The organism is Streptomyces sp. NPDC006551, from assembly GCF_040611675.1.
Taxonomy (GTDB): Bacteria; Actinomycetota; Actinomycetes; order Streptomycetales; family Streptomycetaceae; genus Streptomyces.
This window is the reverse complement of sequence record NZ_JBEXOT010000001.1, coordinates 297,690-324,448: the sequence shown is the minus strand read 5'-3', so window position 1 is coordinate 324,448 and position 26,759 is coordinate 297,690. Positions and strand designations below refer to the sequence as shown.

Annotated in this window: 26 protein-coding genes; 14 read left to right on the top strand and 12 right to left on the bottom strand. The window is 71.7% G+C overall.

Features of this window, described 5'->3' with window-relative positions:
- The first annotated feature begins 42 nt into the window (after positions 1 to 42).
- Positions 43 to 804, top strand: coding sequence for an alpha/beta hydrolase (locus tag ABZY12_RS01405; RefSeq protein WP_356885889.1), 762 nt, complete (start codon positions 43 to 45; stop codon positions 802 to 804).
- A gap of 10 nt (positions 805 to 814) precedes the next feature.
- On the opposite strand, the gene ABZY12_RS01400 is transcribed toward ABZY12_RS01405, so the two are convergent.
- Positions 815 to 2,056: an MFS transporter gene (locus ABZY12_RS01400; protein WP_356885887.1), complete on the bottom strand. Its 1,242-nt coding sequence runs from the start codon at positions 2,054 to 2,056 to the stop codon at positions 815 to 817.
- Between the two features lie 250 nt (positions 2,057 to 2,306).
- Here ABZY12_RS01400 and ABZY12_RS01395 point away from each other — a divergent pair, with 250 nt between their 5' ends.
- Positions 2,307 to 2,792 (top strand): MarR family transcriptional regulator, encoded by a 486-nt coding sequence (locus tag ABZY12_RS01395; RefSeq protein ID WP_356886272.1) that lies wholly within the window; start codon positions 2,307 to 2,309, stop codon positions 2,790 to 2,792.
- Positions 2,793 to 2,829: 37 nt separating this feature from the next.
- Here the strand turns inward: ABZY12_RS01395 and ABZY12_RS01390 are convergent, their stop codons facing one another.
- From ABZY12_RS01390 to ABZY12_RS01365, 6 genes are all read right to left on the bottom strand, one after another.
- Positions 2,830 to 3,339 carry a hypothetical protein gene (locus ABZY12_RS01390; RefSeq protein ID WP_356885885.1) on the bottom strand — a complete coding sequence of 170 codons (510 nt, stop codon included), beginning with the start codon at positions 3,337 to 3,339 and terminating at the stop codon, positions 2,830 to 2,832.
- A 103-nt stretch (positions 3,340 to 3,442) separates the two neighbouring features.
- Positions 3,443 to 4,201 (bottom strand): succinate dehydrogenase iron-sulfur subunit, encoded by a 759-nt coding sequence (locus ABZY12_RS01385; protein WP_356885883.1) that lies wholly within the window; start codon positions 4,199 to 4,201, stop codon positions 3,443 to 3,445.
- A complete protein-coding gene (sdhA, locus tag ABZY12_RS01380; RefSeq protein WP_356885881.1) occupies positions 4,201 to 5,955 on the bottom strand; it encodes a succinate dehydrogenase flavoprotein subunit in 1,755 nt (584 codons plus the stop codon). Before sdhA ends, ABZY12_RS01385 begins: the two co-directional genes overlap by 1 nt.
- Positions 5,956 to 5,979: 24 nt before the next feature.
- Positions 5,980 to 6,456 (bottom strand): succinate dehydrogenase hydrophobic membrane anchor subunit, encoded by a 477-nt coding sequence (locus ABZY12_RS01375; protein WP_356885879.1) that lies wholly within the window; start codon positions 6,454 to 6,456, stop codon positions 5,980 to 5,982.
- A gap of 8 nt (positions 6,457 to 6,464) precedes the next feature.
- Complete coding sequence (sdhC, locus tag ABZY12_RS01370) at positions 6,465 to 6,845, bottom strand: succinate dehydrogenase, cytochrome b556 subunit (protein WP_356885877.1); 381 nt, start codon at positions 6,843 to 6,845, stop codon at positions 6,465 to 6,467.
- Positions 6,846 to 7,041: 196 nt separating this feature from the next.
- Entirely contained in the window at positions 7,042 to 7,551 is a 510-nt protein-coding gene (locus ABZY12_RS01365) for a 2-oxo-4-hydroxy-4-carboxy-5-ureidoimidazoline decarboxylase (protein ID WP_356886270.1), read from the bottom strand.
- Between the two features lie 217 nt (positions 7,552 to 7,768).
- Between ABZY12_RS01365 and ABZY12_RS01360 the strand changes: the two genes are divergently transcribed.
- The 3 genes from ABZY12_RS01360 (at position 7,769) to ABZY12_RS01350 (ending at position 10,764) form a co-directional block, all read left to right on the top strand.
- Positions 7,769 to 9,412, top strand: coding sequence for a glycoside hydrolase family 20 protein (locus ABZY12_RS01360; RefSeq protein ID WP_356885875.1), 1,644 nt, complete (start codon positions 7,769 to 7,771; stop codon positions 9,410 to 9,412).
- A 94-nt stretch (positions 9,413 to 9,506) separates the two neighbouring features.
- Positions 9,507 to 10,157: a DUF4328 domain-containing protein gene (locus ABZY12_RS01355; RefSeq protein ID WP_356885873.1), complete on the top strand. Its 651-nt coding sequence runs from the start codon at positions 9,507 to 9,509 to the stop codon at positions 10,155 to 10,157.
- Positions 10,158 to 10,215: 58 nt separating this feature from the next.
- Positions 10,216 to 10,764, top strand: a complete 549-nt coding sequence (locus ABZY12_RS01350) for a hypothetical protein (RefSeq protein WP_356885871.1) — start codon at positions 10,216 to 10,218, stop codon at positions 10,762 to 10,764.
- 184 nt (positions 10,765 to 10,948) lie between these two features.
- On the opposite strand, the gene ABZY12_RS01345 is transcribed toward ABZY12_RS01350, so the two are convergent.
- Entirely contained in the window at positions 10,949 to 11,686 is a 738-nt protein-coding gene (locus ABZY12_RS01345) for a Clp protease N-terminal domain-containing protein (RefSeq protein ID WP_356885869.1), read from the bottom strand.
- 75 nt (positions 11,687 to 11,761) lie between these two features.
- On the opposite strand from ABZY12_RS01345, the gene ABZY12_RS01340 reads away from it, so the two are divergent.
- A complete protein-coding gene (locus tag ABZY12_RS01340) occupies positions 11,762 to 12,415 on the top strand; it encodes a hypothetical protein (protein WP_356885867.1) in 654 nt (217 codons plus the stop codon).
- 158 nt (positions 12,416 to 12,573) lie between these two features.
- On the opposite strand, the gene ABZY12_RS01335 is transcribed toward ABZY12_RS01340, so the two are convergent.
- Positions 12,574 to 13,155 carry a Uma2 family endonuclease gene (locus ABZY12_RS01335; RefSeq protein WP_356885865.1) on the bottom strand — a complete coding sequence of 194 codons (582 nt, stop codon included), beginning with the start codon at positions 13,153 to 13,155 and terminating at the stop codon, positions 12,574 to 12,576.
- Positions 13,156 to 13,633: 478 nt separating this feature from the next.
- Between ABZY12_RS01335 and ABZY12_RS01330 the strand changes: the two genes are divergently transcribed.
- Together ABZY12_RS01330 and ABZY12_RS01325 are read left to right on the top strand one after the other, a co-directional pair.
- The gene (locus ABZY12_RS01330) at positions 13,634 to 14,302 is read left to right on the top strand and encodes an RNA polymerase sigma factor (RefSeq protein ID WP_356886268.1); all 669 of its coding nucleotides are present in this window, start codon (positions 13,634 to 13,636) and stop codon (positions 14,300 to 14,302) included.
- On the top strand, positions 14,302 to 15,513 hold the full coding sequence (locus ABZY12_RS01325) for a hypothetical protein (RefSeq protein ID WP_356885863.1): 1,212 nt from the start codon (positions 14,302 to 14,304) through the stop codon (positions 15,511 to 15,513). The genes ABZY12_RS01330 and ABZY12_RS01325 overlap by 1 nt, the downstream gene beginning before the upstream one ends.
- A gap of 164 nt (positions 15,514 to 15,677) precedes the next feature.
- Here the strand turns inward: ABZY12_RS01325 and ABZY12_RS01320 are convergent, their stop codons facing one another.
- Positions 15,678 to 16,535, bottom strand: coding sequence for a L,D-transpeptidase family protein (locus ABZY12_RS01320; RefSeq protein ID WP_356885861.1), 858 nt, complete (start codon positions 16,533 to 16,535; stop codon positions 15,678 to 15,680).
- Positions 16,536 to 16,753: 218 nt separating this feature from the next.
- Here ABZY12_RS01320 and ABZY12_RS01315 point away from each other — a divergent pair, with 218 nt between their 5' ends.
- The 3 genes from ABZY12_RS01315 to ABZY12_RS01305 all read left to right on the top strand — a co-directional run bounded on the left by ABZY12_RS01315 (position 16,754) and on the right by ABZY12_RS01305 (position 19,928).
- Complete coding sequence (locus ABZY12_RS01315; RefSeq protein WP_356885859.1) at positions 16,754 to 18,334, top strand: methylmalonyl-CoA mutase family protein; 1,581 nt, start codon at positions 16,754 to 16,756, stop codon at positions 18,332 to 18,334.
- Between the two features lie 81 nt (positions 18,335 to 18,415).
- Positions 18,416 to 19,069, top strand: a complete 654-nt coding sequence (leuE, locus tag ABZY12_RS01310) for a leucine efflux protein LeuE (RefSeq protein ID WP_356885857.1) — start codon at positions 18,416 to 18,418, stop codon at positions 19,067 to 19,069.
- A gap of 37 nt (positions 19,070 to 19,106) precedes the next feature.
- Positions 19,107 to 19,928: a MerR family transcriptional regulator gene (locus ABZY12_RS01305; RefSeq protein WP_356885855.1), complete on the top strand. Its 822-nt coding sequence runs from the start codon at positions 19,107 to 19,109 to the stop codon at positions 19,926 to 19,928.
- A gap of 56 nt (positions 19,929 to 19,984) precedes the next feature.
- On the opposite strand, the gene ABZY12_RS01300 is transcribed toward ABZY12_RS01305, so the two are convergent.
- The gene (locus tag ABZY12_RS01300) at positions 19,985 to 21,346 is read right to left on the bottom strand and encodes an alpha-2,8-polysialyltransferase family protein (protein WP_356885853.1); all 1,362 of its coding nucleotides are present in this window, start codon (positions 21,344 to 21,346) and stop codon (positions 19,985 to 19,987) included.
- Entirely contained in the window at positions 21,343 to 22,347 is a 1,005-nt protein-coding gene (locus ABZY12_RS01295) for a glycosyltransferase family 2 protein (protein ID WP_356886266.1), read from the bottom strand. Before ABZY12_RS01295 ends, ABZY12_RS01300 begins: the two co-directional genes overlap by 4 nt.
- A gap of 220 nt (positions 22,348 to 22,567) precedes the next feature.
- Here ABZY12_RS01295 and ABZY12_RS01290 point away from each other — a divergent pair, with 220 nt between their 5' ends.
- The 3 genes from ABZY12_RS01290 to ABZY12_RS01280 are packed head-to-tail and all read left to right on the top strand — an operon-like array spanning position 22,568 to position 26,213.
- Complete coding sequence (locus ABZY12_RS01290) at positions 22,568 to 23,857, top strand: DUF6716 putative glycosyltransferase (RefSeq protein ID WP_356885851.1); 1,290 nt, start codon at positions 22,568 to 22,570, stop codon at positions 23,855 to 23,857.
- Positions 23,857 to 25,299, top strand: a complete 1,443-nt coding sequence (locus tag ABZY12_RS01285) for an HAD hydrolase family protein (RefSeq protein ID WP_356885849.1) — start codon at positions 23,857 to 23,859, stop codon at positions 25,297 to 25,299. Before ABZY12_RS01290 ends, ABZY12_RS01285 begins: the two co-directional genes overlap by 1 nt.
- Positions 25,300 to 25,313: 14 nt before the next feature.
- The gene (locus ABZY12_RS01280) at positions 25,314 to 26,213 is read left to right on the top strand and encodes an N-acetylneuraminate synthase family protein (RefSeq protein WP_356885847.1); all 900 of its coding nucleotides are present in this window, start codon (positions 25,314 to 25,316) and stop codon (positions 26,211 to 26,213) included.
- Positions 26,214 to 26,759: the final 546 nt, after the last annotated feature.

Here is a 26,759-nt window from a genome sequence, read left to right as displayed (position 1 = left end):
AAGAGGAGGCGGTCGAGGAGGCGGCGGCCTAGGGTCAGGCGAATGACGCTCTCTCATGACCTGGCCGGCGAAGGCCCCTCCGCAGTCGTCCTCCTCCACTCCGGTGTCTGTGACCGACGGATGTGGGACGCGCAGTTCAGGGCCCTGGCCGACGCCGGACACCGGGTCGTGCGCTGCGACTTCCGCGGCTTCGGCGAGTCCCCGATCGACCGGCCGCACACCCACATCGAGGACCTGCGTGCCCTGCTCGACACCCTCGGCATCGACCGGGCCGCCCTTGTCGGCTCCTCCTTCGGCGGCCGGCTCGCCCTGGAGTTCGCGGCCCGCCACGGCGACCGGGTCTCCGCGCTCGCACTGCTCTGCCCGGGCGTGCCCGGCCAGGAGGCGAGCGCGGAACTACGGGCCTGGGGCAAGCGGGAGGACGAACTGATCGAGTCCGGCGACCTCGACGGCGCCGTCGCGCTCAACGTGGACACCTGGCTCGGACCGGAGGCCGGGCCCGAGGCCCGCGAGCGGGTGCGCGTGATGCAGCGGCGCGCCTTCGAGCTCCAGCTCGCCGCGCCCGAGGAGTTCCATCCGGCCGACCCGGAGGTCCGCGAGCCGGAACTGGCCGCGATCGACGTGCCGTGCCTCGTCGTCTCCGGCGCCCATGACGTCGCCGACTTCCGTGCGGTCGCGCGCCGCCTCGCCACCGTCCTCCCGGCCGCCCGCCACGTCGAACTGGAGTGGGCGGGCCACCTCCCCGCCCTGGAGCGCCCCGACGAGACGAGCGCCCTGCTCACGGCCTTCCTGGCCGCCCCCTAGGGGGCGGCGGTCAGCGGTCGGTGCCGAAGCGTCGCACCCCGGGCACGAGCGCCGTCCCCAGACAACAACCGCCGACGATCAAAGCGGCCGCGACGAGCGGCACTTCCTGGCCCCAGGCGGAGGCGGCGATCGGTGCGAGGGCGTAGCCCACGGGCATGGCCGCCAGGGAGAGCAGCCAGTCGTAGGAGGTGACCCGGGCCAGGGCGTGGGCCGGGATCGCCTGCTGGACGGCGGTCTCCCAGACGGGAGAGAGGAAGCCGAGACCGGCCTGGGCGATCCCGTACGCGGCGATGGTCACCGGCGCCGGGGCGGGGAGGGCCAGGAGCAGCAGGGGCAGGGCGTACGTGGCGAGGCCGAGGTTCGCCGTCAGGACCGGACGCTTGGGGCGCACCCGGTCGGCGGCCAGCGCGCCGAGGAGGAAGCCCACCGCGCCGACCTGGAGGAACAGCCACCAGGTGGCGCTGCCGCCCAGCCGGGTGAGGGCGATGACAGGGCCGAGCGTCATCAGGACGGCGGCGGCGCCGTTCCAGGCGCTGTGGGCGACGAGGCTGGTCCAGTACCAGTCGCGGGAGCGGACCTCCTGCCAGCCCTCCGTGAGGTCGGCCCGCAGTGAGCGACGGGGGAGCGGTACCCGCTTCACGCGTACGGCGCCGAGCAGGGCCGCGCTGAGCGCGAAGGTCGCCGCGTCCAGGACGAAGGCCCAGCCCGGTCCGACGGTCATGATCAGGGTCCCGGCGAGGGCGGGGCCGCCGATGCGGGTGGCGCTCTGGACGACTCCCATCGCGGCGTTGGCGCGCTGGAGCGCCTCGGGGGCCACCGTCCCCTTGATCAGGGGCGAGCCGGTGGGCATGGCGAAGGCGCCGGCCGCGCCGCCGACCACCTCGACGGAGGCGATGACCCAGAGGGTCGGCTCGCCGCCCAGCAGCTGGACACCCACGAGGAGTTGGGTGACGCAGCGGACGAGATCGGTGGTCAGGGCCACCGTACGGGCGTTGAAGCGGTCGCCGACGACACCGCCCAGGGGGAGCAGGAGCAGCTTGGGGACCATGGCGCAGGCCAGCACGAGGGCGAGCGCCGAGGTCGACCCGGTCGCCTCCCAGACGGCGACGGCCAGGGCGGCGGGGATGGCGGCGTCGCCGAGGAGGGAGAGGGCGCGCCCGGTGAGGAGCAGCCTGAAGGAGCGGCTGCGCAGCGGGTGGGGGACGGGTGCGGGCGTGGAGAGGTGCTCCGCGTCGGAGGGTGCGGCAGGCATGCGGGCCAATGTATTTCGGTACCTAATAATTAGGCAACGAAATATTCGGCAACGAAGGGACCCGAGCGCCTCGACGTACGATCGACCCATGGAGCCGACCGAGCCCCCGCAGCCCACCGGGCCGACGCAGCACTCCGAGCCCCCGCGCCCCGCCGGGCCGACGCAGCACTCCGAGCCCCCGCGCCCCGCCGGGCCGACGCAGCCCGCCCAGCCCGTCGAGCCGGCGCGGCGCGACTGGACCGACGAGCACGTGGCCCGCTGGCAGCCCGTCCTGCCCGGTCTCGACCCCGTCGTCGAAGGCGCGGTCACCCGGATGAAGAAGCTCTCCGTCCATCTGCGCCGGGTGCGGGAACAGTCCCTCATCGACTTCGACCTGGAACGCCACGAGTTCGACACCCTGCACAAGCTCGCAGGCCGCGGCGGCAGCGCCGCACCTTCCGAGCTCGCCAGGGATCTCGACCTCGCCCCCGCCTCGGTCACCGGCCGCCTCGACGCCCTGGAGCGGCGCGGATTCATCCGCCGTACGCAGTCCACGACCGACCGCCGCCGCGTCGTCGTCGAACTCACCGCCTCCGGCCGCGAGACATGGCTCGGCGCGATGGACGTCCTCGGCCACGAGGAGTACCGGCTGCTCGGCGTCCTCGACGAGGGCGAGCGCGTCCGGCTCAACGACATGCTCCGGCGGATCATGGTGGTGGCCGAGGAGCCGGGCGGCACGGAGGCCTGGCACGGCTGAGCCGTGCCCCACGCCCGCGTGCCCGTGCCCTAGCGACTCACATGCTCAGCGAGCGCGCGTAGTTGAGCTGGCCCATCACCCAGTGGATGGTGTCGGGGCCGGTCGCCGGGATCATCGTGGAATGGTGCCGGCCGCCGCTGGTCACGGTGACCTGGATGAAGCCGGTCGTCTGCTTCTCCTTCATCAGCAGGAAGAGCAGACCCAGCAGACAGAAGATGAAGAAGATGATGGCCAGCACGATCGCGGCGGTCGGGACCTTCTCCTCCGTCCGTGACATGTCCATCGCGTTCCACACCGCGCCCTTGAGCGGCATCGCTCCCGCGGGCGTGATGATCTGGTCGCCGACGACGGTGATGTCACCGAGGCTCAGCAGCGGTGCCCCGCCCTGCGCCATGGGCGGATACTGCGGCGGCACCGGCACGCCCGGCAGTGTCGGCTGGTACGCGGGTCCCGACCCCGCCTGCGGATATCCGTAACCGGGCGCGCCCGCCTGCTGTTCGGGCCCCCATGTGTAGTCACCGTCCGCGTAAGGGTTCGGCTCGCTCATCAATCCCCGCTCTCCCCGAAATGATCCGGACAACTGGAAAAGCCCGAAGGCCCGTTCCCGCACGCCGCAGCGTACAGAAACGGGCCTTCGGCCGTGCGACCGGTCAGAAACGGCGCGTGATCAGCGCGCGCTTGACTTCCTGGATCGCCTTGGTGACCTCGATGCCACGCGGGCACGCGTCGGTGCAGTTGAAGGTCGTGCGGCAACGCCACACGCCGTCCTTGTCGTTCAGGATCTCCAGGCGCTGCTCGCCCGCCTCGTCACGCGAGTCGAAGATGAAGCGGTGCGCGTTGACGATCGCGGCCGGACCGAAGTACTGGCCGTCGTTCCAGAAGACCGGGCAGGACGACGTGCACGCGGCGCACAGGATGCACTTGGTGGTGTCGTCGAACCGCTCGCGGTCCTCGGCCGACTGCAGACGCTCGCGCGTCGGCTCGTTGCCCTTGGTGACCAGGAACGGCATGACGTCCCGGTACGCCTGGAAGAACGGCTCCATGTCGACCACGAGGTCCTTGAGGACCGTGAGGCCCTTGATGGCCTCGACCGTGATCGGCTTCTCCGGGTTGATGTCCTTGATCAGCGTCTTGCAGGCGAGCCTGTTCTTGCCGTTGATCCGCATCGCGTCGGAGCCGCAGATGCCGTGCGCGCAGGAGCGACGGAAGGTGAGCGAGCCGTCGACATCCCACTTGATCTTGTGGAGGGCGTCGAGCACGCGCTCCTTGGGGTCGATCTCGATCTGGAAGTCCTCCCAGACCGCCGCGTCCGAGATCTCGGGGTTGAAGCGGCGGATCCGGAGGGTGACCGTGATGTACGGCGAGGCGGCGGAGTCCTTCTCCACCTTGTCGAGCACGGGGGTAGCCATCAGTACTTACGCTCCATCGGCTGGTAGCGGGTCTGGACGACGGGCTTGTAGTCGAGACGCACGGTCTCGGAGCCGTCGGCGCCGACCTCGCGGTACGCCATGGTGTGGCGCATGAAGTTGACGTCATCGCGGTTGGGGTAGTCCTCGCGGTAGTGACCGCCGCGGGACTCCTTGCGCGCCAGGGCCGAGACGGCCATGACCTCGGCCAGGTCGAGCAGGTTGCCCAGCTCGATGGCCTCCAGGAGGTCCGTGTTGAAGCGCTTGCCCTTGTCCTGGATGGACACGTTCAGGTAGCGCTCACGCAGCTCGGCGATCTTCTCGACCGCCGTCTTGATGGTCTGCTCGGTACGGAACACCATCACGTTGGCGTCCATCGTCTCCTGCAGCTCCTTGCGGAGGACGGAGACCCGCTCCGTACCCGTGGAGTTGCGCAGCCGCTCGACCTGCTCGGCGACGAACTCCGCCGGGTTCTCGGGAAGCTCGACGAAGTCGGACTTCGCGGAGTACTCGGCGGCGGCGATGCCGGCGCGCTTGCCGAAGACGTTGATGTCCAGGAGCGAGTTGGTGCCCAGGCGGTTGGCGCCGTGCACGGAGACACAGGCGACCTCGCCCGCCGCGTACAGACCCGGGACGACGGTGGTGTTGTCGCTGAGGACCTCACCCTGGACGTTGGTCGGGATGCCGCCCATGGCGTAGTGCGCGGTCGGCTGGATCGGGATCGGGTCCGTGTAGGGCTCGATGCCGAGGTACGTCCGCGCGAACTCGGTGATGTCCGGGAGCTTGGCGTCGAGCTGCTCCGGCGGAAGGTGCGTCAGGTCGAGGTAGACGTGGTCGCCCTCGGGACCACAGCCGCGGCCCTCGCGGATCTCCGTGTAGATGGAGCGCGAGACGACGTCACGGGACGCGAGGTCCTTCATGACCGGCGCGTACTTCTCCATGAAGCGCTCGCCGTCCTTGTTGCGGAGGATGCCGCCCTCACCACGGGCGCCCTCCGTCAGCAGGATGCCCATGCGCCAGATGCCCGTCGGGTGGAACTGGAAGAACTCCATGTCCTCCAGGGGCAGACCGCGGCGGTAGCAGGCGGCCTGGCCGTCACCGGTCAGGGTGTGGGCGTTCGACGTCACCTTGAAGAACTTGCCGGTGCCGCCGGAGGCGTAGATGACGGCCTTCGCCTGGAAGATGTGGATCTCGCCGGTGGCCAGCTCGTAGGCGACCACACCGGCCGACTTCTTGACGCCGTCGACCTCGGTGATCAGCTGGTCCAGGACGTAGAACTCGTTGAAGAACTCCACGCCCTCCTTGACGCAGTTCTGGTACAGCGTCTGGAGGATCATGTGGCCGGTGCGGTCCGCGGCGTAGCAGGACCGGCGGACCGGGGCCTCGCCGTGGTTGCGGGAGTGACCGCCGAAGCGGCGCTGGTCGATGGTGCCGCCCGGGGTCCGGTTGAACGGCAGGCCCATCTTCTCCAGGTCGAGGACGGCGTCGATGGCCTCCTTCGCCAGGATCTCGGCGGCGTCCTGGTCGACCAGGTAGTCACCGCCCTTGACCGTGTCGAAGGTGTGCCACTCCCAGTTGTCCTCCTCCACGTTGGCGAGCGCGGCGGCCATGCCGCCCTGCGCGGCGCCCGTGTGGGAGCGGGTCGGGTAGAGCTTCGTGAGCACGGCGGTGCGGCTGCGCTTCGTCGCCTCGATGGCGGCGCGCATGCCGGCGCCACCGGCGCCGACGATGACGGTGTCGTACTTGTGGATCTTCATGAGTGGATTACCTCAGCCCCGTGCCTAGCGGATGTTCGGGTCGAAGGTGAAGATCACCAGCGTGCCCAGAAGGATGGTGAACACCGTGGCGGTGTACAGCAGGCCCTTGAGCCACAGGCGCGTGTTGGCACGCTCCGCGTAGTCGTTGATGACCGTACGGAGGCCGTTGGCGCCGTGGAGCATGGCCAGCCACAGCATCAGCAGGTCCCAGACCTGCCAGAACGGGGACGCCCAGCGGCCGGCCACGAAGGCGAAGCCGATCTTGGAGACGCCGCCGTCCAGGAAGAGCTGGATCAGCAGGTGGCCGAGGACGAGGACGACGAGGACGACGCCGGACAGGCGCATGAAGAGCCATGCGGCCATCTCGAAGTTGCCGCGGGTCGCCCGCGGGGTCTTGCCCGTGCGCTTGCGGGGGGCCTCGATGTACGGCGCGGGGTTGTCCACGTCGTAGTGGGCGCCGCCCTCGACGGGGCCGATCGCGGAAGTGGTGTCAGCAGACATGTCTGGCGTCAGCTCCCGAACAGTTCACGTGCGGCGTGGCCGAGGATGGGGTACAGGGAGCCCGCCATCAGCACGACCCAGATGCCCACGACGGTCCAGAGCATCTGCTTCTGGTAGCGCGGGCCCTTGGACCAGAAGTCCACGGCGATCACGCGAAGGCCGTTGAGCGCGTGGAAGAGGATGGCGGCCACGAGGCCGTACTCAAGGAGTGCGACGAGCGGCGTCTTGTACGTGGCGACGACTTCGTCATAGGCCTCGGGGGAGACGCGGACGAGAGCGGTGTCCAGCACGTGTACGAACAGGAAGAAGAAGATGAGGACGCCGGTGACTCGATGAGCCACCCAGGACCACATTCCTTCCCGGCCGCGGTACAGCGTTCCAGCCGGCACGGAAAAACCCTCCGGGAGCGGGGATCAGGGTCGGCCGGCTTCAGTGTCGGTCTGACCCGGCCGGGTACGGTCCACCGGCCCTGGTCATCGTAGCGACGAGTTGTCGGTTCGCTCGCGCGGGGTCCATAGGTGTGATCAAACAGGCACGGACGGGCTATCACACAAGCCCGAATCACCGCATTCCGGACAGATTCCGTCAGGACGCCAGATGGACGAGGCGCGCGCGGGCGAGTCGGCGCAGCTCGTCGGCGGTGATCGCCCGCTCCTCGTCGGGTTCGTTGCCGAGCCGGGAGCGGAGGGCGGCGAGGACCTGGTCCAGTCGCTCGCCCGGCCTCACCCCGTCGAGGCTGATCACGAACGCGTGTCCGAATCGGTTCTCGTACGCGGCGTGGGCGGCCCGCAGGGCGGTGAGCGCGGCCGCCGGGGCGTGCGGGTGCAGCGCGGCGGAGGCGGCCGGGGACTCCTGGGCCAGCGCCTCGTCGAGGTCGGCGGCGGACAGGTCGTAACCGGCCTCGTCGGCCGCGGCGAGCAGCGTGTCGAGCGTCGGATACGGACGGTGCGCGGCCACCCGTTCGGCCCAACGGTGGCTGGCGCAGCAACCGAGGAGCAGTTCCGCGGCGACACCGGGCGCGAGGGCGTTGAAACGCGCGAGTCCGGTGGGGTGCCGGTGACCGCTCTGCTGGGCAGATATGGCGGGGGAGCCCAGGTTCCGGGAGGGGGCATGGGTGTCGCTGGTCAGCGTGGGCTCCGGGAAGGGTGGGGTGGATGTGGAGCAACGTTATCGACGGTAAGAGGGAACTGTCCGACGGATGCGCGAATTTCACCCGGAAGGGAGAGTTTGGGATACGGCAGTGGACGTACGTGCCCCGGGGCCCGGTGCTCCGAATGGCCGCGTTCCGTTCCCTGAGGGAGGATTCCGAGTGATGCGGTACTCCATACGTGGGTCCCACAGGGGCCCCGCTCTGCTGGCGGCCGCGGTGGCGTGGGTCACCGTGGCGGCCTGTGCCGGCGGGTCGCCGGAGGGTTCGGGCGGCACCGTCTCCGGACCGCGCACGGCGTCCTCCGCGGTCGGCGCGCCGACCACCGCCGCCGGTACGACGCCGGCGCCGAGCCCCACGCCCACCCCGACCCCCACCCGGACGTATCCGCTCTCGACGGCACCGCTCACCGTGCCCTCCGTCCGCTCCCACGAGGCCGCCCGCGGCCCCGGCTGGCGGCCCGCGCCCGGGGCCGGCGTCGTCGTCGCCCGGGGCAGCGAGGGCCTCGCCGACGAGGGACGGCTGCTCGCCGGAGAGCTCAAGATCCAGTACCGCGGGGCCGTCGCCGCTCGCGCCGGCGATGTCGAGCTGGCGCTCGGCGGGAACGGCGCCGCCGAGTCGTACACCCTGACCACCCGCGACAACCGGGTCCGTATCACCGGCCCCGACCAGGCCGGGGTCTTCTACGGCACCCGCACCCTCAAGCAGTCGGTGAGGGGATCCGGCGCCATGCCGGAGGGCGTGGTGCGGGACCGGCCCGCCAAACCGCAGCGCGGCCTCCAGATCGACACCGCGCGCAAGCACTTCACCGCGGGCTGGATCGAGGACCGGCTGCGGGAGATGGCGGACCTCAAGCTCAACCAGTTCGAGCTGCACTTCGCCGACGACCAGGGTTTCCGGATCGCATCCGACAGCCACCCCGAGATCGTCTCCGCCCAGCACCTCACCAAGGCCGAGGTGCGCCGGATCATCGCGCTCGCCCAGAGCCTGCACATCACGGTCGTACCGGAGATCGACTCGCCGGGACACCTCGGCGCGGTCCTGCGGGCCCACCCGGACCTCCAGCTGCGCAATGTCCAGGGGACCGCGAGGCAGGGCGCGATCGACATCTCCAAGCCCGAGTCGGCGCGGATCGTGGACGATCTGCTGCGCGAGTACGCGCGGCTGTTCCCCGGCGGCTGGATGCACCTCGGCGCCGACGAGTACCAGGCGCTGACCGTGCGCGACCCGGCCGCCTCGTACCCGCAGCTCGCGCGGGCCGCGCGGGAGAAGTACGGCGCGGAGGCAGGGGTCCAGGACCTGGCGGAGGGCTGGCTCAACGACCGCGCCGCCGTCGTGCGCGCGGCGGGCAAGACGGCCAAGGCCTGGAACGACGGCTTCTTCCGGGGCGGGGTCGTCCACGCCCACCAGGGCATCGAGGTCGAGTACTGGACCGGCAAGGAGATCGGCGCCCGGCCGCCGGCCGAGTACCTGGCCGAGGGCCGCAAGGTCGTGAACCTCAACGACGAGTTCCTGTACTACGTCCTCGGCGAGCCGAACCAGTTCACCTACCCCACGGGCCGCCGCATATATGAGCAGTGGACGCCGCTGGTGCTGCGCGGGACGACGCCCGTGCCGGCGCGGTACGGGCCCCAGATCCTGGGCGGCCGGTTCGCGGTCTGGTGCGACCTGTCGGGCGCGCAGACGCAGGCGCAGGTGGCGGACGGTATACGGATGCCGCTGGCGGCGACGGCGCAGAAGCTGTGGGACGAGCGGAAGCCCGCGATGACGTGGGAGCGGTTCCGGGCTTTGGCGGCCGAAGTGCGCTGACGCCGGCCGGGTACGCTCCCCACCGCGGCGGCCGACCGGCCCGCCTGGCGCCTCGGGGAGGGGCGCCATTCACCCGTGGGGGTTCCGCTCGACCATGCTCCGCAATCCGAACGGCCTGTCGTACGCGGTCGTGTCCCTGCTCGCGGCGCTCGCCGTGGCGGATGCCGCTCTCTTCGTCGCGGCCTTCGACGTACGGCTGCTGATGGCCGGCGACCTGAACGACCACCCCGATCCGGCCGGCTTCGCGCACCTGGGCGTCGACGTCGTGGCGGTGTTCCAGCTGCTGATCCAGCTCGCGCTCGGCGTCGTCTTCATCATCTGGTTCTACCGGGTCCGCAAGAACGCCGGGGTCTTCGCGCCGGATCTGCACCGGGGCGGTCCGGGCTGGGCCATCGGCGCCTGGTTCGTGCCGATCGCCAATCTCTGGTGGCCGCGGAGCGTGGCGGTCGGCACCTGGCGGGCCAGCCGCCGGGACCCGTACGGCGACGGCAAGGAGGCGGGGGAGTCGTTCGCCGTGCTCAATCTGTGGTGGATCTTCTGGATCGTGACGGACGCCGGGAGCCTCTTCGCGACCGCGGTGTACGACGACGCGGACACGGTCGAGGAGTTCGCGGCCGGGGCCGCGTGCCTCATGGGCGCTGCCGTGTTCGACATCGTCGCCGCTCTCTTCGCGATTCTCTTCGTGCGGCGTCTCACCTCTATGCAGCACGCGAAGGCCACTGGCATGATTCCGGCCGCGCAGTGACGTAATCGCGCCAGGCGGCGCAGTAAGGGGAGTACTGCGTCCGCAACGGGAGGCCTCCATGAGCCTGCTGGAACTGATCGACCGGGCCGACGAACGGAGTCTGGCGGCTGCCGGGCTCGCCTGCCTGGACCGGTGTCTGCCGCTGCTCGCCCCCCAGGGCGGAGAGGTGCTGCGGCCCGTCTGGGCGGCGGTGGCGCGCGGCGACGGCGGGGCCTGGGGCGAGGCGCTGGCCAAGGCCCGGGTCGAGCTGGACGGCGGCGCCGGGGACGACGACGCGGCCGGGCTCGTACGCGAGATGCTGGACGCCGCGCCCGGCGAGTGGTCCGAGGGGCCGTTGCGGGAGTGGGCCTCCGGATGTTCCGTCACCGCGCTGGCCCTGCACGGCCGGTACGACGCGGGCGAGGTCACCGACGAGTCGATCGCGCGCTGCCGGGCCGGGGACGGGGCCGGAGCGGGCCCGCTCCTCGCCGGTGAGCTGCGCCGGCAGGAGACCGTCCTCGAATCGGTCGCCCATGGGCCGACCGGACTGCGCCGGGCCCGCGAACTCTCCACGGAGGGCGGCCGGGTGCTCCGAGCCGTCGTCTCCCGCAGGGCGCGCACGTCCTGACGCGGCCCCGCGGCGGCGCGGCGCGGCCGGGCGTGGCGTTCCCGCACCCGCGCGCGAAGGAGTGGGGTCCAGAACCCCGCGCGGCCAGGCGCGGTGTCCTGAACCTGCGCGGCCGGGCGTGGCGTCCCGCACCCGCGCGCGAAGGCGTGGTGGCCGGGCGCCCCCATGGGCGCCCGGCCGACGGTCAGGCTTCCTGTCCCGGCAGCGAGACCGACGCGATCAGCTCCGCGATGTCCCGCTCCGCCCTCGCCTTGTCGAGGCCCAGGCCCGCCAGGGCCCCCTGGCCGTCCTCGAACTCCAGCAGCGCCAGCAGGATGTGCTCGGTGCCGATGTAGTTGTGGCCGAGGCGCAGGGCCTCCCGGAACGTCAGCTCCAGCACCTTCTTCGCCCCCGCGTCGTACGGGATGAGCGACGGCACGTCCTCGACCGCCGGGGGCAGCGTCGCCGTGACGGCCTCGCGCACCTGCTCCGGGGTCACCCCCCGCGAGGTGATCCAGTGGACGGCGATTCCCTCGGGTTCGGCGAGCAGGCCGAGGGCCAGATGGCCGGGGAGCGTCTCGGCGTTGCGCGCGGCCGCGGCCTCGTTGTGGGCGGCCATGACGACGTTCTTCGCCCGGGGGGTGAACCGGCCGAAGCCCTCACCGGGGTCGAGCGCCGCCGCGTCGGGGTCCTTGGGGACGAAGCGCTTCTGGGCCGCCTGCCTGGTGACGCCCATGCTCCTGCCGATGTCGGTCCAGGAGGCGCCCGAACGCCGGGCCTGGTCGACGAAGTGGCCGATGAGGTGGTCCGCCACGTCGCCGAGGTGGTCCGCCGCGATGACCGCGTCGGAGAGCTGGTCGAGCGCGTCCGTATGGACCTTCTTGATCGCTTCGATGAGGTCGTCGAGCCGGACGGGATGGGTCATGCCGACTGGTTTCGTCATGAGTGCAACCCTAGGTTGACAGTCCGGTGCTGTCAACCGTCAGTTGACAGTTCGACAGTCGTCATGATGATCGCCATGACGACGCCCGAGCACGCCATGGCCGCCGACGACCTCCAGCACGCCGTCCGTCTCGCCCTCACCGCCCTGCGCGGCGCCTCGGCCGGCACCACCGCCGCCGACTGGCAGCGGCCCGCCGGGACTCTCACCTGGAGCTGCTGGGAGACCGCCGAGCACCTCGCCGACGATCTCTTCGCCTACGCGGCGCAGATCGGCCTGGAGACACCGCCGCCCGACAGGGAGGTGCCCTTCCTCTGGGAGCGGCGGCGGGAGGGCGGCCCCGCCAACGTCACCTACGCCGACCCCGCCGGCGGTGTCACCGGCCTGTTGCAGGTCGTGGAGTCCTGCGGTGCGATGCTGACCGCACTGGTGCGTACGGCTCCGGCCGACCGGCGCTCGTACCACTGTTTCGGGATATCCGACGCGGTCGGCTTCGCGGCCATGGGCATCGTCGAAGTGCTCGTCCACACCCATGACATCGCCCGTGGCCTGGGCGTTCCGTGGAACCCCCCGGCCGGTCCGTGCGACCGGGTCCTCGTCCGGCTCTTCCCGGACGCCCCGACGGACACGGAACGCTGGCCGACCCTGCTGTGGGCCACCGGCCGAGGCGAACTTCCCGGGCGGGAGCGGCTCACGTCATGGCGCTGGTACGCCGAGGTCCCCGGAGCGTGAAGGCTCGCGCGAGGCCCGGCGGAGGGGGCCCGTAAGAGGCGGGAAAAGGAGGACGACCGGGGGCGCCCCTGGCCTGACGGAGTTATGACGGGCCAATGTGCGGGTCAGAGGGCGCGGACTCGAGCCGCCCGGCCCCTTCCGCGTTCCCGTGCTGACTCTCAGTTGCTTCGGGGTGGCGTGAGCTTGTCCAGGTCGAGGTTGATCTCGAAGGGCACCGGGCGCCGCAGGGAGCCGCGGAAGATGCCGGCGGGCGCGTAGGCGCCCGTGGGTTCGTCGAGTTCGTAGACGTGGACGACTGGTGCCCCGTCCTCATCCTCGATGCACCAGTAGTGCGGGATGCCGGCCTCGGCGTATTTGCGGAGCTTGACCGTGCGGTCCCGGTGGGCGGATTCCGGGGAGACGACCTCGACGGCGAGACGAACTTCCTCCGGGGCGAACCAGGTCCGGTCGCCGTCGAAGTCGGCCGTCGTCAGCAGCAGGTCCGGTTCGGTCCGGTTGCGCTGGTCGAGCTTGATGGTCATCTCGCGGCCGACTCTTGTGTCGGCGGGCGCCTGCTCCATGAGGGCGACCGCGAGCATGGTGACGAGGTGGCCGTGCCACCGCCTCTGCGGCGACATCATGAAGACGAGTGCTCCGTCGATCAGCTCGGTGTGGCGGGGCGCCTCGGGGAGGCGGTCGAGATCCTCCGCGAACCAGCCTTCCGCGCGCGGCGGGCGCATCCAGTCGGGCAGGGCGGTCATGAGCCATCCCTAGCGATCGCGGCCCTCGAGAGGGGGCGTTGCGCCGGGTGCTGGTGGCGGGCCCGAGACGTGCGTGGGCGTCATCCGGGCCGAACCGGCCCTCCGCCCGGGATGGCGCTCGCGGCCTGGGGCGGATCAGGCGGACACCCGGACGCGTTGGTCACAGTTGGTCATGCGGAAGCCTCGCGCCCTGGGCATGGCCTGATCAGGGCGGGGGAAAGGAGGACGACCGGGGCCGCCACCCCCCACAGGAGAGGCCCCGGTCGCCGTCCGCCGGGGCCGCAGCACGGCCCCGTACTTCTCTCAGCGCCGCGCATGCGTTTTGTGTCACACCGCAGCCCGTCGGTGGAAGGTTGCAGTTTGTGCAAAGACCGGACGAACATGGACGCCGCCACGGGAAAGGACGTAGCGTGCTGCTCTGCGCCAGGCGGCGTGGTGGCGGTGGTGACCAGCCGCGATGACGAACAGGTTGTGGGGAGTGCTGGGGGACGACGCGGAGCTGACGGCCGCGGTGCTCGCTGCGCAGGACGGGGACGAGGGCGCCTTCCGTACTGTGTACCGCGCCGTGCATCCCCGGCTGCTCGGTTACATGAGGACGCTCGTCGGCGACGCCGACGCCGAGGATGTCGCCTCCGAGGCCTGGCTCCAGATCGCCCGCGATCTCGACCGCTTCAGCGGCGACGCCGACCGGTTCCGTGGCTGGGCGGCCCGTATCGCCCGCAACCGGGCGCTCGACCACATCCGGATGCGCGGCAGACGCCCCGCCGTGGGCGGAGACGAGACCGAACTCACCGACAAGCCCGCCGACTCCGACACGGCGGACGAGGCCATGGAAGCACTGGCCACCGGCCACACGATGAATCTGATCGCACAGCTCCCCCAGGACCAGGCCGAGGCCGTGGTCCTGCGGGTCGTCGTCGGCCTGGACGCCAAGAGCGCCGCCGACACCCTCGGCAAACGCCCCGGAGCCGTACGGACCGCGGCGCACCGCGGCCTCAAGCGGCTCGCCGAACTTCTCGGTGCCGACGGCGCCGACGCCGGCACGGCCCCGCTCGGGGGCGTACCGCCGCAACGTGGCCGCAGACCGGGCGCCCCGGCCCCCGGTGGTGTGACGCAATCGCGCGCGTGTACGCAGAAGGACATGTGATGGCCGACGAGCGGTACCAGTGGCTCGACCAGGAGGCCGCGGAGCGGTTGCTGCGCGGCGAGCCGGTCGACCCCGTCGACGATCACGCCCGCGAACAGGCCGAACGCCTCGCGCAGGCCCTCGCGTCGGCGCGTCCCGTGCCGCCCGTCCTCGCGGCGGAGGCCGAACTTCCCGGCGAGGCGGCCGCGCTGGCCGCCTTCCGCAAGGCCACGGCCGAGCGGGCGTCTCTCGCCGCCTCGTCCCCGGCCCCCTCCTTCGTCTCCTCGCCCGCCGGTGCGCCCGCGCCCGTCGCCGAACTCGACCGCGTACGGGTCGCGGCTCCGCTGCCCACCGCCCGCCGGTGGGGCCGCTCGCTGCGGTACGGCCTGGCCGCCGCGGTCGCGGCCGTCGCCGTCGGCGGGGTCGCCGTCGCCGCCGGCACGGGGCTGCTGCCCCGGCCGTTCGACGACGCCCCCGAGCCCGCCGCGTCCGTCACGGTGGCCGACACGCCGGAGCCCTTCACGTCCGACTCCCCGGACGACGGCGGCGGTACGGGTACGCCGTCGGCGCCTCCGGGGACCGGTGACGGCCGTTCCCCCGGCCCGTCGCCCTCGTCGAGCGCGCCCCCCGCCACCGCCGGCGGCACGGAAGGGCAGGGCGACGGTGACCCGACGCCCGGGAGGAGCGCGGACGGTTCCACGAAGGACGCCGCGGACCTGCGCGCCAAGACCGTCAAGTGGTGTAAGGACTACCGCGCCGGACGCCTGGACGACAGCGACCGGCAGCGGCTCGCCGGCGCGGCCAAGAAGGGCGAGAGCGTCTCGGGCTTCTGCGACCGCGTCCTGGCCGGCGGCTCGGCCGGAGCGAGCGACTCCGCCGCCACGGGCGGCGTGACCGGCGTGACCGGCGCGACCGGCCGCACGTCCGGGGGCGACTCCTCCGCCGGCAAGGACGACGACGGCTCCGCCGACGGAGAGGGCGATCGAGCCGGTTCCGCGGGCGGCCCCGCCGGATCTTCCGGTCCCGGCACGGGCAGCACCGGATCTTCCGCTTCCGGCGGCAAGGGCACGGGTCACGGGAACAGCGGTGCGCGCGGTGCCCGGGGAAGCGACCCGGCCAAGAGCCGCGCCGGTGACCAGGGCAAGGGCCCCCACCACGCCCGGAAGACCCTCGCCGCCCCCGTGGAGACGCCCGAACCGGCCGCCGAAGAGCCCGTGACATACGAGGTGTGACACTTTTCGGCTCGCCGACGCAGTACTGAGTGAGCCGACTGGTCATCGGCCGCGCATGGAGCCGGGGTTCCCCCCGTACCTTCGGCTCTGCGCACTGGCGCGGGTGGGACACGTTCCCCCGGTCCCACCCGCGCCCCCTTTCTCACCGGCCGCTCACCCGACGCTCACCAGTGGACGACGACCTTGTCGCCGACCTTCACCTGGTCGAAGAGCGCCGCGATCTTCCCCCGGTCACGGACGTTGACACAGCCGTGCGAGGCCCCGTTGTAGCCACGGGCCGCGAAGTCCGACGAGTAGTGCACGGCCTGACCGCCGCTGAAGAACATCGCGTACGGCATCGGCGTGTGGTAGATCGTCGACTTCCAGTCCTTGGCCTTCCAGCCGACGCTGAACGTGCCCTCGCGGGTGGGGGTGTTCTCGGAGCCGAAGCGCACGTCCATCGACGACACGACCTTGCCGTCGATCATCCAGGCCAGCGTCCGGCTCTCCTTGCTGATGCACAGCACCCGGCCCGTCATGCAGCGGGCGTCCGGCTTGTCCAGCTTGTTCGTCGTGGACGGCTTCAGCTCGTCGGCCGTCGGCTCCCGGGTCATCGCGAGCAGCCGCTGCCAGGTGGTCTCGTCCACGGAACCGGTCAGCGGCAGCTCCCGCTTCTTCTGGAAGCCCTTGACCGCCCCCGCGGTCATCGTGCCGTAGAACCCGGTGGGCGCCCGGTCGAAGTATCCGATCTGACGCAGCCGCGCCTGCAGCTCGCGCACCTGCGCGCTCTCGTCGCCGTCGTCCATCAGGACCTTGCCCGCCGGCTTGTCCGGCGTGGACGAGGACGACGGCTTGTCGTCCGCCGTGGCCGACGCCGTCGGGGACGAGGGACTGGGCGCCGGAGCCGAGGAGGAAGCGGACGGAGCGGAGGATGACGGGCTCGCCGTCCCTCCCGTACCGGCCGCCTGCGCCGTACAGCCGGTGGCCAGTGCCACGGCTGCCGCGGCGAGAAGTGCTCTGCGTATGACGGACGAACGCTGCATCGGTGCCCCCCGGACGAGTGTGTGTACCTAGGGATGCTTCCCGCGCCCCGTTGGTTGCGCACCCGTCCGAAACGCGGAGCATGAAGTACGGAGCATGAAGAACGGAGCATGTTGTGAGGAAGGTCCCAGCGTGCGGCCCTCCACCGGCCGCACGGCCGCCGCTACAGTCCGTCGCGAGGGTCGGTACCACTCAGTAGGTCTATCGGGAGGCACAACAGATGGCGCGCGAGTCGGAGTCGGGACTGCCCATTGAGCCGGTCTACGGACCGGACGCCCTGGACGGGTGGGATCCCGCCGAGAAGCTGGGCGAGCCGGGCTCGTACCCCTTCACGCGCGGCGTGTACCCGTCGATGTACACCGGCCGGCCGTGGACCATGCGGCAGTACGCGGGCTTCGGCACCGCCGTCGAGTCCAACGCCCGCTACAAGCAGCTGATCGACAACGGCACGATGGGCCTGTCCGTCGCCTTCGACCTGCCGACCCAGATGGGCCACGACTCGGACGCTCCGATCGCGCACGGCGAGGTCGGCAAGGTCGGTGTGGCCATCGACTCGATCGACGACATGCGCGTGCTGTTCGGCGGGATCCCGCTGGACAAGGTCTCCACCTCGATGACCATCAACGCCCCCGCCTCCCTCCTGCTCCTGCTCTACCAACTCGTGGGCGAGGAGCAGGGCGTCCCCGCCGACCAGCTGACCGGCACGATCCAGAACGACGTGCTGAAGGAGTACATCGCCCGCGGCACGTACATCTTCCCGCCCAAGCCGTCGCTGCGGCTGATCGCGGACATCTTCAAGTACTGCAAGGCCGAGATCCCGAAGTGGAACACCATCTCGATCTCCGGCTACCACATGGCCGAGGCCGGTGCCTCGCCCGCGCAGGAGATCGCGTTCACCCTCGCCGACGGCATCGAGTACGTCCGTACCGCCGTCGCCGCCGGCATGGACGTGGACGACTTCGCGCCCCGGCTCTCCTTCTTCTTCGTGGCCCGCACCACCATCCTCGAGGAGGTCGCGAAGTTCCGGGCCGCCCGCCGGATCTGGGCGCGGGTGATGAAGGAGGAGTTCGGCGCGAAGAATCCCAAGTCGCTGATGCTCCGCTTCCACACCCAGACCGCGGGGGTGCAGCTCACCGCCCAGCAGCCCGAGGTCAACCTGGTGCGCGTCGCCGTCCAGGGTCTCGCGGCCGTCCTCGGCGGTACGCAGTCGCTGCACACGAACTCCTTCGACGAGGCCATCGCCCTGCCGACCGACAAGAGCGCCCGGCTGGCGCTGCGGACGCAGCAGGTCCTCGCCTACGAGACGGACGTCACCGCCACCGTCGACCCCTTCGCCGGTTCGTACGTCGTCGAGAAGATGACCGACGACGTGGAAGCCGCGGCGCTCGCGCTGATGGAGAAGGTCGAGGAGCTGGGCGGCGCGGTCAACGCGATCGAACGCGGCTTCCAGAAGAGCGAGATCGAGCGTTCCGCCTACCGCATCGCGCAGGAGACCGACAGCGGCGAGCGGGTCGTCGTCGGCGTCAACCGCTACACGGTCGACGTCGAGGAGCCGTACGAGCCGCTGCGGGTGGACCCGGCGATCGAGGCCCAGCAGGCCGAGCGGCTGGCCAAGCTGCGCGCCGAGCGGGACCAGGCGGCCGTCGACGCGGCGCTCGCGGAGCTGAAGAAGGCGGCCGAGGGCACGGACAACGTGCTCTACCCGATGAAGGACGCCCTCAAGGCGCGCGCGACGGTCGGCGAGGTCTGCAACGCGCTGCGCGAGGTCTGGGGCACCTACGTCCCGACCGACGCCTTCTGATCCTGATCTTCCGTTCTTCGGATCTTCCGGCATACGGAACACCGAGAGGGAGTGTCGTACTCGCGTGCGACACTCCCTCTCATGCTGGGTGTCACCGATCTGCCGACCTATCTCGCGGGCCTCGTCCTCATCATCCTTCTGCCGGGGCCGAACTCGCTGTACGTGCTGTCCGTCGCCGCCCGCAAGGGCACCCGGACCGGATACAAAGCCGCCGCCGGCGTCTTCACCGGCGACGCGGTCCTGATGACGCTGGCCGCGCTCGGCGCGGCCTCGCTCCTGCAGACCACGCCCCTGCTCTTCATGATCGTGAAGTACGCGGGCGCGGGCTATCTGGCCTGGATGGCGTACGGCATGCTGCGGGCGGCCTGGTCCATGTGGCGCTCCCGGGGCGAGGTCCCCGCCGGTGAACCCGCGCCGGAAGCGGCGGCCCCGGGCGAGAATCCGTACCGCCGCGCGCTGATCATCAGCCTGTTCAATCCGAAGGCGATCCTCTTCCTGATCTCGTTCTTCGTGCAGTTCGTGGACCCCGGATACGCCTATCCGGCCCTGTCCTTCCTGGTCCTCGGCACGCTGCTCCAGCTCGGCAGCTTCCTCTACCTCACGACCCTGATATTCGGCGGGACGCGGCTCGCGGCCGCGTTCCGCAGCCGCCGGCGGCTCGCGGCGGGGGCGACGACGGCCGCCGGAGCCCTCTTCCTCGGCTTCGCCGCCAAGCTCTCGCTGGCGGGCGCTTGACCCTGACACCGTGTGAGGCCGTTGCGTAGGGGGCGTCATGTTCACCATCGGAGACTTCGCCCGGCACGGGCGGGTGTCGGTCCGCATGCTGCGCCACTACGACGCCATCGGACTGCTGCGCCCGGCCCATGTCGACCCGCACAGCGGCTACCGCTTCTACGAGGCGGGGCAGCTCGCCCGGCTCAACCGTGTCATCGCGCTCAAGGAGCTCGGCCTCACCCTCGATCAGGTGGGGTCGATCCTCGACGAGCAGGTCGGCGCGGAGGAGCTGCGCGGGATGCTGCGGCTGCGCCAGGCCGAGCTGCAAACGGCCCTGGCGGAGGCGGCGGGACGGCTCGCACAGGTCGGCGCGAGGCTCCGGGCCATCGAGAGCGAGGGACACATGTCCACGCAGGACGTCGTGATCAAGAAGGTTTCCCCGGTGCGCGTCGCCGAGCTGAGCGGGGTGGCCGCGAGTTTCGGCCCCGGCGACATCGGCCCGGTCGTCCAGCCGCTGTACGACGAGCTGTGCGCCCGGCTCGACGCCGCGGGCGTCACCGGTTTCGGGCCGGGGATCGCGTACTACGAGGACGCCGGCCGGGGCGACGGCTCGGTCGTCGTGCACGCCGGCATGACGGTCCCGGCCGGGGCCGCGGCGGAGGGGGTCGACTTCCTCGTCCTGCCCGGCCTGGAGCAGGCGGCGACGGTCGTCCACCGGGGTCCGATGGACGACATCCTGCCGACCGCCCAGACCCTGGCCACCTGGATCGACGCCCACGGCTACCGGTCGGCGGGGTACGCCCGCGAGCTGTATCTGGAGTGCCCGGACGACCGCTCCCAGTGGGTGACGGAGCTCCAGGAACCGGTCAGCCGGGCGTAGGGCATGCGGCGTGCGGGGGCCCGGGCGGGCCCCCGACGCCGTCTCCACGCCGTCGTCTATCGGATCAGCGCCCGCTTCAGCTTCAGCGCACGGCGCGCCAGCCGGCGGACCCTGGGGTGGCGGGGGACCGGGAGGCCGCCCGGGAGGCCGAGGACGGTGAGGCGGCGGCGCGTGAAGTGGTGCCGGGTGCGTTCGGCGAGCGGGCCGGAGAGGTGCCGTACGGCGGCCTCGCGCAGGTCCGGGCGGATCTTCGGCTGCATCGCGAAACCGACCGCCGCGACCAGACCGGCCAGCCCCTCCGGGTCCGGTGGGTCCGGTGGGTCCGCCGGGGCGCCGGTGCCGCCCTCCTCCAGATCGGGGACGAGCACGTCGACGAGGGTGACCGGCACGCGGTTGCTGTTCTGGTACGGGGTGAGCCGGGTCAGGAGCTTTTCGGTGCCGACCCGGGCGACCGGGATCCCGTAGAACGCGCGCGCCGTCATCAAAGCCGTCGAGAAGCAGCCGACCACCAGCGCCGGCCGCAGCTCCCGGTACAGCACCTCGGCGAGCACGGGCCGGTCCAGGACGGTCAGTTCGGCCCCGAGGCGCTCCGCCTCCAGGGCCAGGCTCCTCGTCCAGGCGTCCGGCGCCGTCGGATGCGGCTTGAAGACGAGCCGCCGGTGGCCGCGCGCGATCGCGCCACGGACCATCCGTACATGCAGCTCCTCCTCCTCGGCGGGCGTGAGGAGGTCCAGCGCCGCCAGATACTGGCCGAGCAGCAGCGCGGGGCCCTCCTCGTCCCCGGCGGCGGCGCCGTCCGCGAGCTCGGCGACCACCTTGGTGAACGCCTCCGTCGGCACCACCGTCGCCATCGGCCCGAACTCCCCGAGCAGCAGGGGTTCGAGTCCGGGCACCAGGTCGAGGTGGAGCAGCCGCCGTGCCCGCTGCCCGACGAGCGGATCGATCTTGTTGCGGGTCGGGCCGTAGCTCATCAACCCGTCCGCGTACACATCGAGCGTCGCGTCCGGGAACAGCCGGGCGATCGTCAGCGCGGGGGTCACCTGCACGGACTCCACGGCGATCTCCAACCGGTCGTCGCCGAGCCCCCACAGCAGCCGCAGATGGCGCTCCAGGAGCGGCAGGTCGTCCGCTCGCGGGGTCCAGCCGGCGGGGTGGAGCGGGGAGATCGCCTCGTTCCAGGACAGGACGGCGTCGAACCGGCCGCGCAGCCTCTCGAAGCCGGGCATCTCGTCCAGTGAGGGGGTCGTCTCCGGCACCGCGGCGTTGTTCGCGACCAGCAGCAGCCGCCGGTCGGCGGGGCCGAAGCAACCGCTGTCCAGGGCGGCGGCCAGGGTGACGGCGCCGTACAGCGTGGAGGCGTAGAAGATCTGCGTGGTTCTGGTGGTCTGCGTGACCCTGGTGGTCCCGGTGGTGCTCATGCGGCGGCCTCCGTGCTCCGGGCGCGGGGGAAGGCGCTCGCGTTCACCCGGCTTCGGCGCAGCTTGCGCAGCACGGCCGCCCGCTGCTCGTCCATCGACCCCAGCGCCTCGCCGAGCACGTCCTGCGGCATGCGCCGCAGCGCGGCCGCGCTCATCGCACGCAATTTCCTCGCCACCATCGGCTCGTACCGCTCCATGCTTCCGACGTGATGCGAAATGAGCGCGCAATAGGTCCGTACGGCCTTCGGGAGAAGGCGGTCGGCATCGTGATCATTAGCGGTTTCGTCGATCACCTGATCGAAAGCGCGAATGAAATCCAGCTGTCGGATATCGCCGATCTGTGTGAGCGATGTGGAGACTCCGCGCCGGTAGAAGATTCCCAGCGTGCTCACCGCGGCGAAGGAATCCGCCTCCCGGTGCAGCTTCCAGATCCACGGCCGGTCCTCCGCCGTCCGCAGCCCGGGGGTGAAGCGCAGCAGCCCGCGGTCGAGGAGCCGCCGGTCGTAGAGCCCGGCCCAGGCGTACGGGTAGTCCACCGAGGTGGTCCGTCCGGCCGGCAGGATCACGTCCCGGGGCCGCAGCACCTCGCCCCGCCGCCCGACCGGAGACCGGCGCACCGCACGGGTCCGCCCGGTCACCCGGACATGGTCGGTGCGCAGGAAGTCGCACCCCAACTCCTCGATGCTGACGAGCAGTTGGTCGTAGTAGCCGGGTGCGAGCCAGTCGTCCCCGTCGAGGAAGGCGAGGTAACGGCCGCGAGCCGCGTCCAGGCCGGTGTTGCGCGCGGTGGCAAGGCCCTCGTTGCGTTCGTGCCGGATCAGGACGGCACCCGGAATCTCGCGGACGGCCCGTTCGAGGAGCTCCGTGGTCCCGTCCGTCGAGCAGTCGTCGACGAGAAGGAACTCGAAGTCCTCACGGGCGTTGGCGCGCAGGCTTCTGAGGGTGTCCGGGGCGTATGTCTGCACGTTGTAGAACGGCACGACGACGGAGAGCTTGACCACGGCGTCGACGCTATGCGCCACCCCGGCATTCGTCCTGACCGACAGAGAGATGCCGGATGAACACAAAGCGGCGGGGCCCTTAACCGCCCTGAGCGAAACACCTCCCGCCCTTCTTCGACACCCCCTTCCCGTGCGTTTTCAGAAGGCGTAGTGGCGCTGTTCACCGTTTGTTGTGGCTCAGTTGGGCCGGGAACCGGAATGCCTCTCTAACGTCCTCGACGTGCCAGCAAGTACCAAAGAAGCGGTACGCGTCGCCGTACTCGCAGACTCCGACACCCGGTGGAAATGGGGCGCGCTCACCGCGCGCAGAATCACGGCCGAGGCCGTCGAACCCACCGGCTTCCTCCTGCGCGGCCGGGCCACCCCCACCGCGCGCCAGCTCATCGAGACGGGGGTGTCCACGACGCCCCCGCGTGAGGTGACGGGCGCGGAGTTCCTGCGAGCGGTACGGGACGCGGCGGCGCGCGACGAGGGGTACGACGTCGTCGTCCTCGCCCTCGTCGGCGGCACCGTGCGCGCCGTACTGCATGGCCTGGCCGAGCTCTCCCTCCCGCGGCGGCCGGTGATCGTCACCGGCTATGTCGGAGTGGTCTACGAGAAGCTCGCCGACGGGCTCCTGCTGCGTCACGGCGCGGACGTCGTCCTCGCCAACTCCCGCCACGACGCGGAGCGTTTCCGCGCGGTGTACGAGGGAGTGGGCGCCGACGCCTCCTCGGTCGTGGAGGCCGCGCTGCCCTTCCTGGGCGGCGCGCCCTACGCCCCCGAAGCCGGCCGCGACACGCTCGTCTTCGCCGCCCAGCCGTCCGTCCCTGCCACCCGCGCCGAACGCACGTACCTGCTGCGCAGGCTCGTCGGTCACGCCCGGACGCATCCGGAGCGTGAGGTCCTCCTCAAGCTCCGCTCCAAGCCCGGCGAACACACGACGCACCTGGAGGAACTCCCGTACCAGAGGCTGGTGCGCGAACTCGCCGTACCGCCCAACTTCCGCCTGGTGTACGGGCACATGGGCGACGTGCTCGACCGGACCGATCTGCTGGTCACCGTCTCCTCGACGGCCGCGCTCGAAGCGCTGCACCGGCGCATCCCCACGGCGATCCTCACCGATCTGGGTGTCCGCGAGGTGCTCGGCAACCACCACTTCATCGGCTCGGGCCTGCTGACCTCCTTCGACCGCCTCGACGCGGACGTACGGCCGGTGCCGGACGAGGAGTGGCTGGCGCGGCAGGGCGTCGCCTCGGACCGTTCGTACGCGAACTCCTTCGACGCCGCGCGGGCGCGCGTCCGCGAGCTGCTGTCCCGGCCCGAACTGCCCCCGGTCGCCCCGTACTACACGGCGGAGACGGCCCCCGGCTACCTCCCCGGCATCCTCGCCCGCCATCGCCTCGACGTGACCGCCCCGGAGCCCCGCGACAGCGGGCTGCGCCGTGTGGTCCGGGAGGCGGCGCGGGGCGCGTACCGCCACGGCGTCCAGCGCGTGGCCCCCGTCATCCGCCGCCTTGGAGAACTCTGATGCCGACCCCCACCGTGCTCGCCGTGATCCCCGCGAGGGGCGGGTCCAAGGGCGTCCCCGCCAAGAACCTCGCCCCGGTGGCGGGCGTCCCGCTGGTCTCCCGCGCGGTCCGCGCCTGCCTCCGTGCCCGTGCGGTCACCGACGTCGTCGTCTCCACGGACGACGCGGCGATCGCGGCGGAGGCCCGCGCGGCCGGCGCGGAGGCGATCCACCGCCCGGCGTCGATCGCGGGCGACACGGCGACCAGCGAGTCGGCGGTCCTCCACGCGATGGACGCCTTCGAGGCCACCCACGGCCGCCGCGCCGACGTGGTCCTCCTCGTCCAGTGCACGAGCCCCTTCCTCACCTCGCAGGAGGTGAGCGAGGCGGCCGACCGGATCACCTCGGGCACGGCCGACACGGCGCTGACGGTGGCCCCGACCCACGGCTTCCTCTGGCGCGAGGGCCCGGCGGCACCGACCACGGACGGCCCGGCATCCACCGGCGGCGCGGTCGGTCCGCACACCGGCCCGGCGTCCAACGATGACGTGGTCGCAGCGGCCACCGGCCCGGCGTCCGCCTCCGGCAGCACGGTCAGCACCGACACCGGCCCGGCGACGTCCCGCGACGACGCGGTGGGAGCGGCCACCGGCTTGGCGTCCGCCACCGGCAGCGCCGTCGCAGCGGCCACCGGCCCGGCACCCACCGGCGGCGCGGTCGCCCCCGCGCCCGGTGCCCACGGCATCAACCACGACAAGGCGCACCGCCCCCGGCGCCAGGACCGCGAGCCCGAGTACCTGGAGACCGGCGCCGTCTACGCCATGGACGCCGAGGGCTTCCGTACCCACCGCCACCGCTTCTTCGGCCGCACCGCGCTCGTCGTCACCGACCCCTCCCGGGTCCTGGAGATCGACGATCCGCACGACCTCGCCCGCGCCCGCGCGCTCGCCCCACTGCTCGACACCCCCACCACCCCCGGGATCGAGGACGTCGACGCGATCGTCCTCGACTTCGACGGCACACAGACCGACGACCGGGTCCACATCGACGCCGAGGGACGCGAGTTCGTCTCCGTCCACCGCGGCGACGGCCTCGGCATCGCCGCCCTGCGCCGCGCCGGCGTCCCGCTCCTGATCCTCTCCACCGAACAGAACCCCGTCGTCGCCGCCCGCGCCCGCAAGCTCAAGATCCCCGTCCTGCACGGCATCGACCGCAAGGACCTCGCCCTCAAGCAGTGGTGCGAGGAGCAGGGGATCGACCCCCAGCGCGTGCTCTACGCCGGCAACGACGTCAACGACCTGCCCTGCTTCCACCTCGTCGGCTGGCCCGTCGCGGTGAGCAGCGCCCACGACTCCGTACGGGCCGCCGCCCGTGCGGTCACCGTCACCCCCGGTGGCTCCGGAGCCATCCGCGAGATCGCCGCCTGGCTCCTCGGACCCGAGCTCCACACCCCCGACGCGTAAGGAACACACGAACCATGAGCACCAACTCCCGCATCCGTACGTTCGGCAGCAAGCTCGCCGGCCCCGGCCACCCCGTCTACATCACGGGCGAGATCGGCATCAACCACAACGGCGACCTGAACAACGCCTTCGCGCTCATCGACGCGGCCGCCGACGCCGGCTGCGACGCCGTGAAGTTCCAGAAGCGCACGCCCGAGATCTGCACCCCGCGCGACCAGTGGGACATCGAGCGCGACACCCCCTGGGGCCGGATGACGTACATCGACTACCGCCACCGCGTGGAGTTCGGCGAGGACGAGTACCGCGCCATCGACGAGCACTGCGAGAAGCGCGGCATCGACTGGTTCGCCTCGCCGTGGGACACCGAGGCCGTCGCCTTCCTGGAGAAGTTCGACGTCCCGGCCCACAAGGTCGCCTCCGCCTCCCTCACGGACGACGAGCTGCTCCGCGCCCTGCGCGCCACCGGCCGTACGGTCATCCTCTCGACCGGCATGTCCACCCCGAAGCAGATCCGGCACGCCGTCGAGGTCCTCGGCAGCGACAACATCCTGCTCTGCCACGCCACCTCGACGTATCCGGCCAAGGCGGAGGAGCTCAACCTCCGGGTGATCGACACCCTCAAGGAGGAGTACCCGAACGTCCCGATCGGCTACTCCGGCCACGAGACCGGCCTCCAGACCACGCTGGCCGCCGTCGCCCTCGGCGCCACGTTCGTCGAGCGCCACATCACGCTGGACCGCGCGATGTGGGGCTCCGACCAGGCCGCGTCCGTCGAGCCGCAGGGCCTCCAGCGCCTGGTCCGCGACATCCGCACCATCGAGACAGCGCTCGGCGACGGCGTCAAGAAGGTGTACGAGTCGGAGCTCGGCCCGATGAAGAAGCTCCGCCGGGTCCAGGGGCTCGTCGCCGCATGACCGGCCAGCTGGCGTTCGTCGAGAGCCCGGTCCAGCTCCTGAACGTCCTGGAGTGGTCCCACGCACGCGCCTGCGGCACGGCGACGGCCCCGGACACGTCCACGGGGCCCGCGGCCGCGCCGGAGCCGGGTGCCGGGCATGTTCCGGGGACCGCCGCCGAGCCCCCCGGCCGGAGCCGGGCGTTCACGCCCGGTACGGGCCTCCCGGCCGCCACGTCCGACGCCACCGGCGCGGGCCTCCCGGCCGCCACGTCCGACGCCACCGGCGTGGGCCTCCCGGCCGCCACGTCCGACGCCACCGGGGCCGGCCTCCCGGCCGCCACCGGTGCGGGCCTCCCGGCCGCCACGGTCTTCGCCGCCGAAGCCGGCCTCCCGGGCCTTCCCGCCCTCCCGGCCCAGCGCCACCGGCAGGCGGGAGCCCCGCCGGAACCGTCGGGTGGTCAGGCCGGAGTCCCGGCCGAACGGGTGGGTGGGGCCCCGGCGGAACCGCCCGGCGGTCAGGCGGCCGTCCTGGCCGAACCGCCGGGTGCCTTCGCCGCGGGAGCCT

Coding starts and splice junctions, on each gene's coding strand:
- ABZY12_RS01390 (WP_356885885.1), bottom strand. CDS start 3,339: ATGAGCGAGCCGAACCCTTACGCGGACGGTGACTACACATGGGGGCCC.
- ABZY12_RS01345 (WP_356885869.1), bottom strand. CDS start 11,686: ATGACGAAACCAGTCGGCATGACCCATCCCGTCCGGCTCGACGACCTC.
- ABZY12_RS01285 (WP_356885849.1), top strand. CDS start 23,857: ATGCCGACCCCCACCGTGCTCGCCGTGATCCCCGCGAGGGGCGGGTCC.
- ABZY12_RS01315 (WP_356885859.1), top strand. CDS start 16,754: ATGGCGCGCGAGTCGGAGTCGGGACTGCCCATTGAGCCGGTCTACGGA.
- ABZY12_RS01385 (WP_356885883.1), bottom strand. CDS start 4,201: ATGGCTACCCCCGTGCTCGACAAGGTGGAGAAGGACTCCGCCGCCTCG.
- ABZY12_RS01340 (WP_356885867.1), top strand. CDS start 11,762: ATGACGACGCCCGAGCACGCCATGGCCGCCGACGACCTCCAGCACGCC.
- ABZY12_RS01300 (WP_356885853.1), bottom strand. CDS start 21,346: ATGAGCACCACCGGGACCACCAGGGTCACGCAGACCACCAGAACCACG.
- ABZY12_RS01355 (WP_356885873.1), top strand. CDS start 9,507: ATGCTCCGCAATCCGAACGGCCTGTCGTACGCGGTCGTGTCCCTGCTC.
- leuE (WP_356885857.1), top strand. CDS start 18,416: ATGCTGGGTGTCACCGATCTGCCGACCTATCTCGCGGGCCTCGTCCTC.
- ABZY12_RS01335 (WP_356885865.1), bottom strand. CDS start 13,155: ATGACCGCCCTGCCCGACTGGATGCGCCCGCCGCGCGCGGAAGGCTGG.
- ABZY12_RS01320 (WP_356885861.1), bottom strand. CDS start 16,535: ATGCAGCGTTCGTCCGTCATACGCAGAGCACTTCTCGCCGCGGCAGCC.
- ABZY12_RS01405 (WP_356885889.1), top strand. CDS start 43: ATGACGCTCTCTCATGACCTGGCCGGCGAAGGCCCCTCCGCAGTCGTC.
- ABZY12_RS01360 (WP_356885875.1), top strand. CDS start 7,769: ATGCGGTACTCCATACGTGGGTCCCACAGGGGCCCCGCTCTGCTGGCG.
- ABZY12_RS01325 (WP_356885863.1), top strand. CDS start 14,302: ATGGCCGACGAGCGGTACCAGTGGCTCGACCAGGAGGCCGCGGAGCGG.
- ABZY12_RS01305 (WP_356885855.1), top strand. CDS start 19,107: ATGTTCACCATCGGAGACTTCGCCCGGCACGGGCGGGTGTCGGTCCGC.
- ABZY12_RS01375 (WP_356885879.1), bottom strand. CDS start 6,456: ATGTCTGCTGACACCACTTCCGCGATCGGCCCCGTCGAGGGCGGCGCC.
- sdhA (WP_356885881.1), bottom strand. CDS start 5,955: ATGAAGATCCACAAGTACGACACCGTCATCGTCGGCGCCGGTGGCGCC.
- ABZY12_RS01350 (WP_356885871.1), top strand. CDS start 10,216: ATGAGCCTGCTGGAACTGATCGACCGGGCCGACGAACGGAGTCTGGCG.
- ABZY12_RS01280 (WP_356885847.1), top strand. CDS start 25,314: ATGAGCACCAACTCCCGCATCCGTACGTTCGGCAGCAAGCTCGCCGGC.
- ABZY12_RS01400 (WP_356885887.1), bottom strand. CDS start 2,056: ATGCCTGCCGCACCCTCCGACGCGGAGCACCTCTCCACGCCCGCACCC.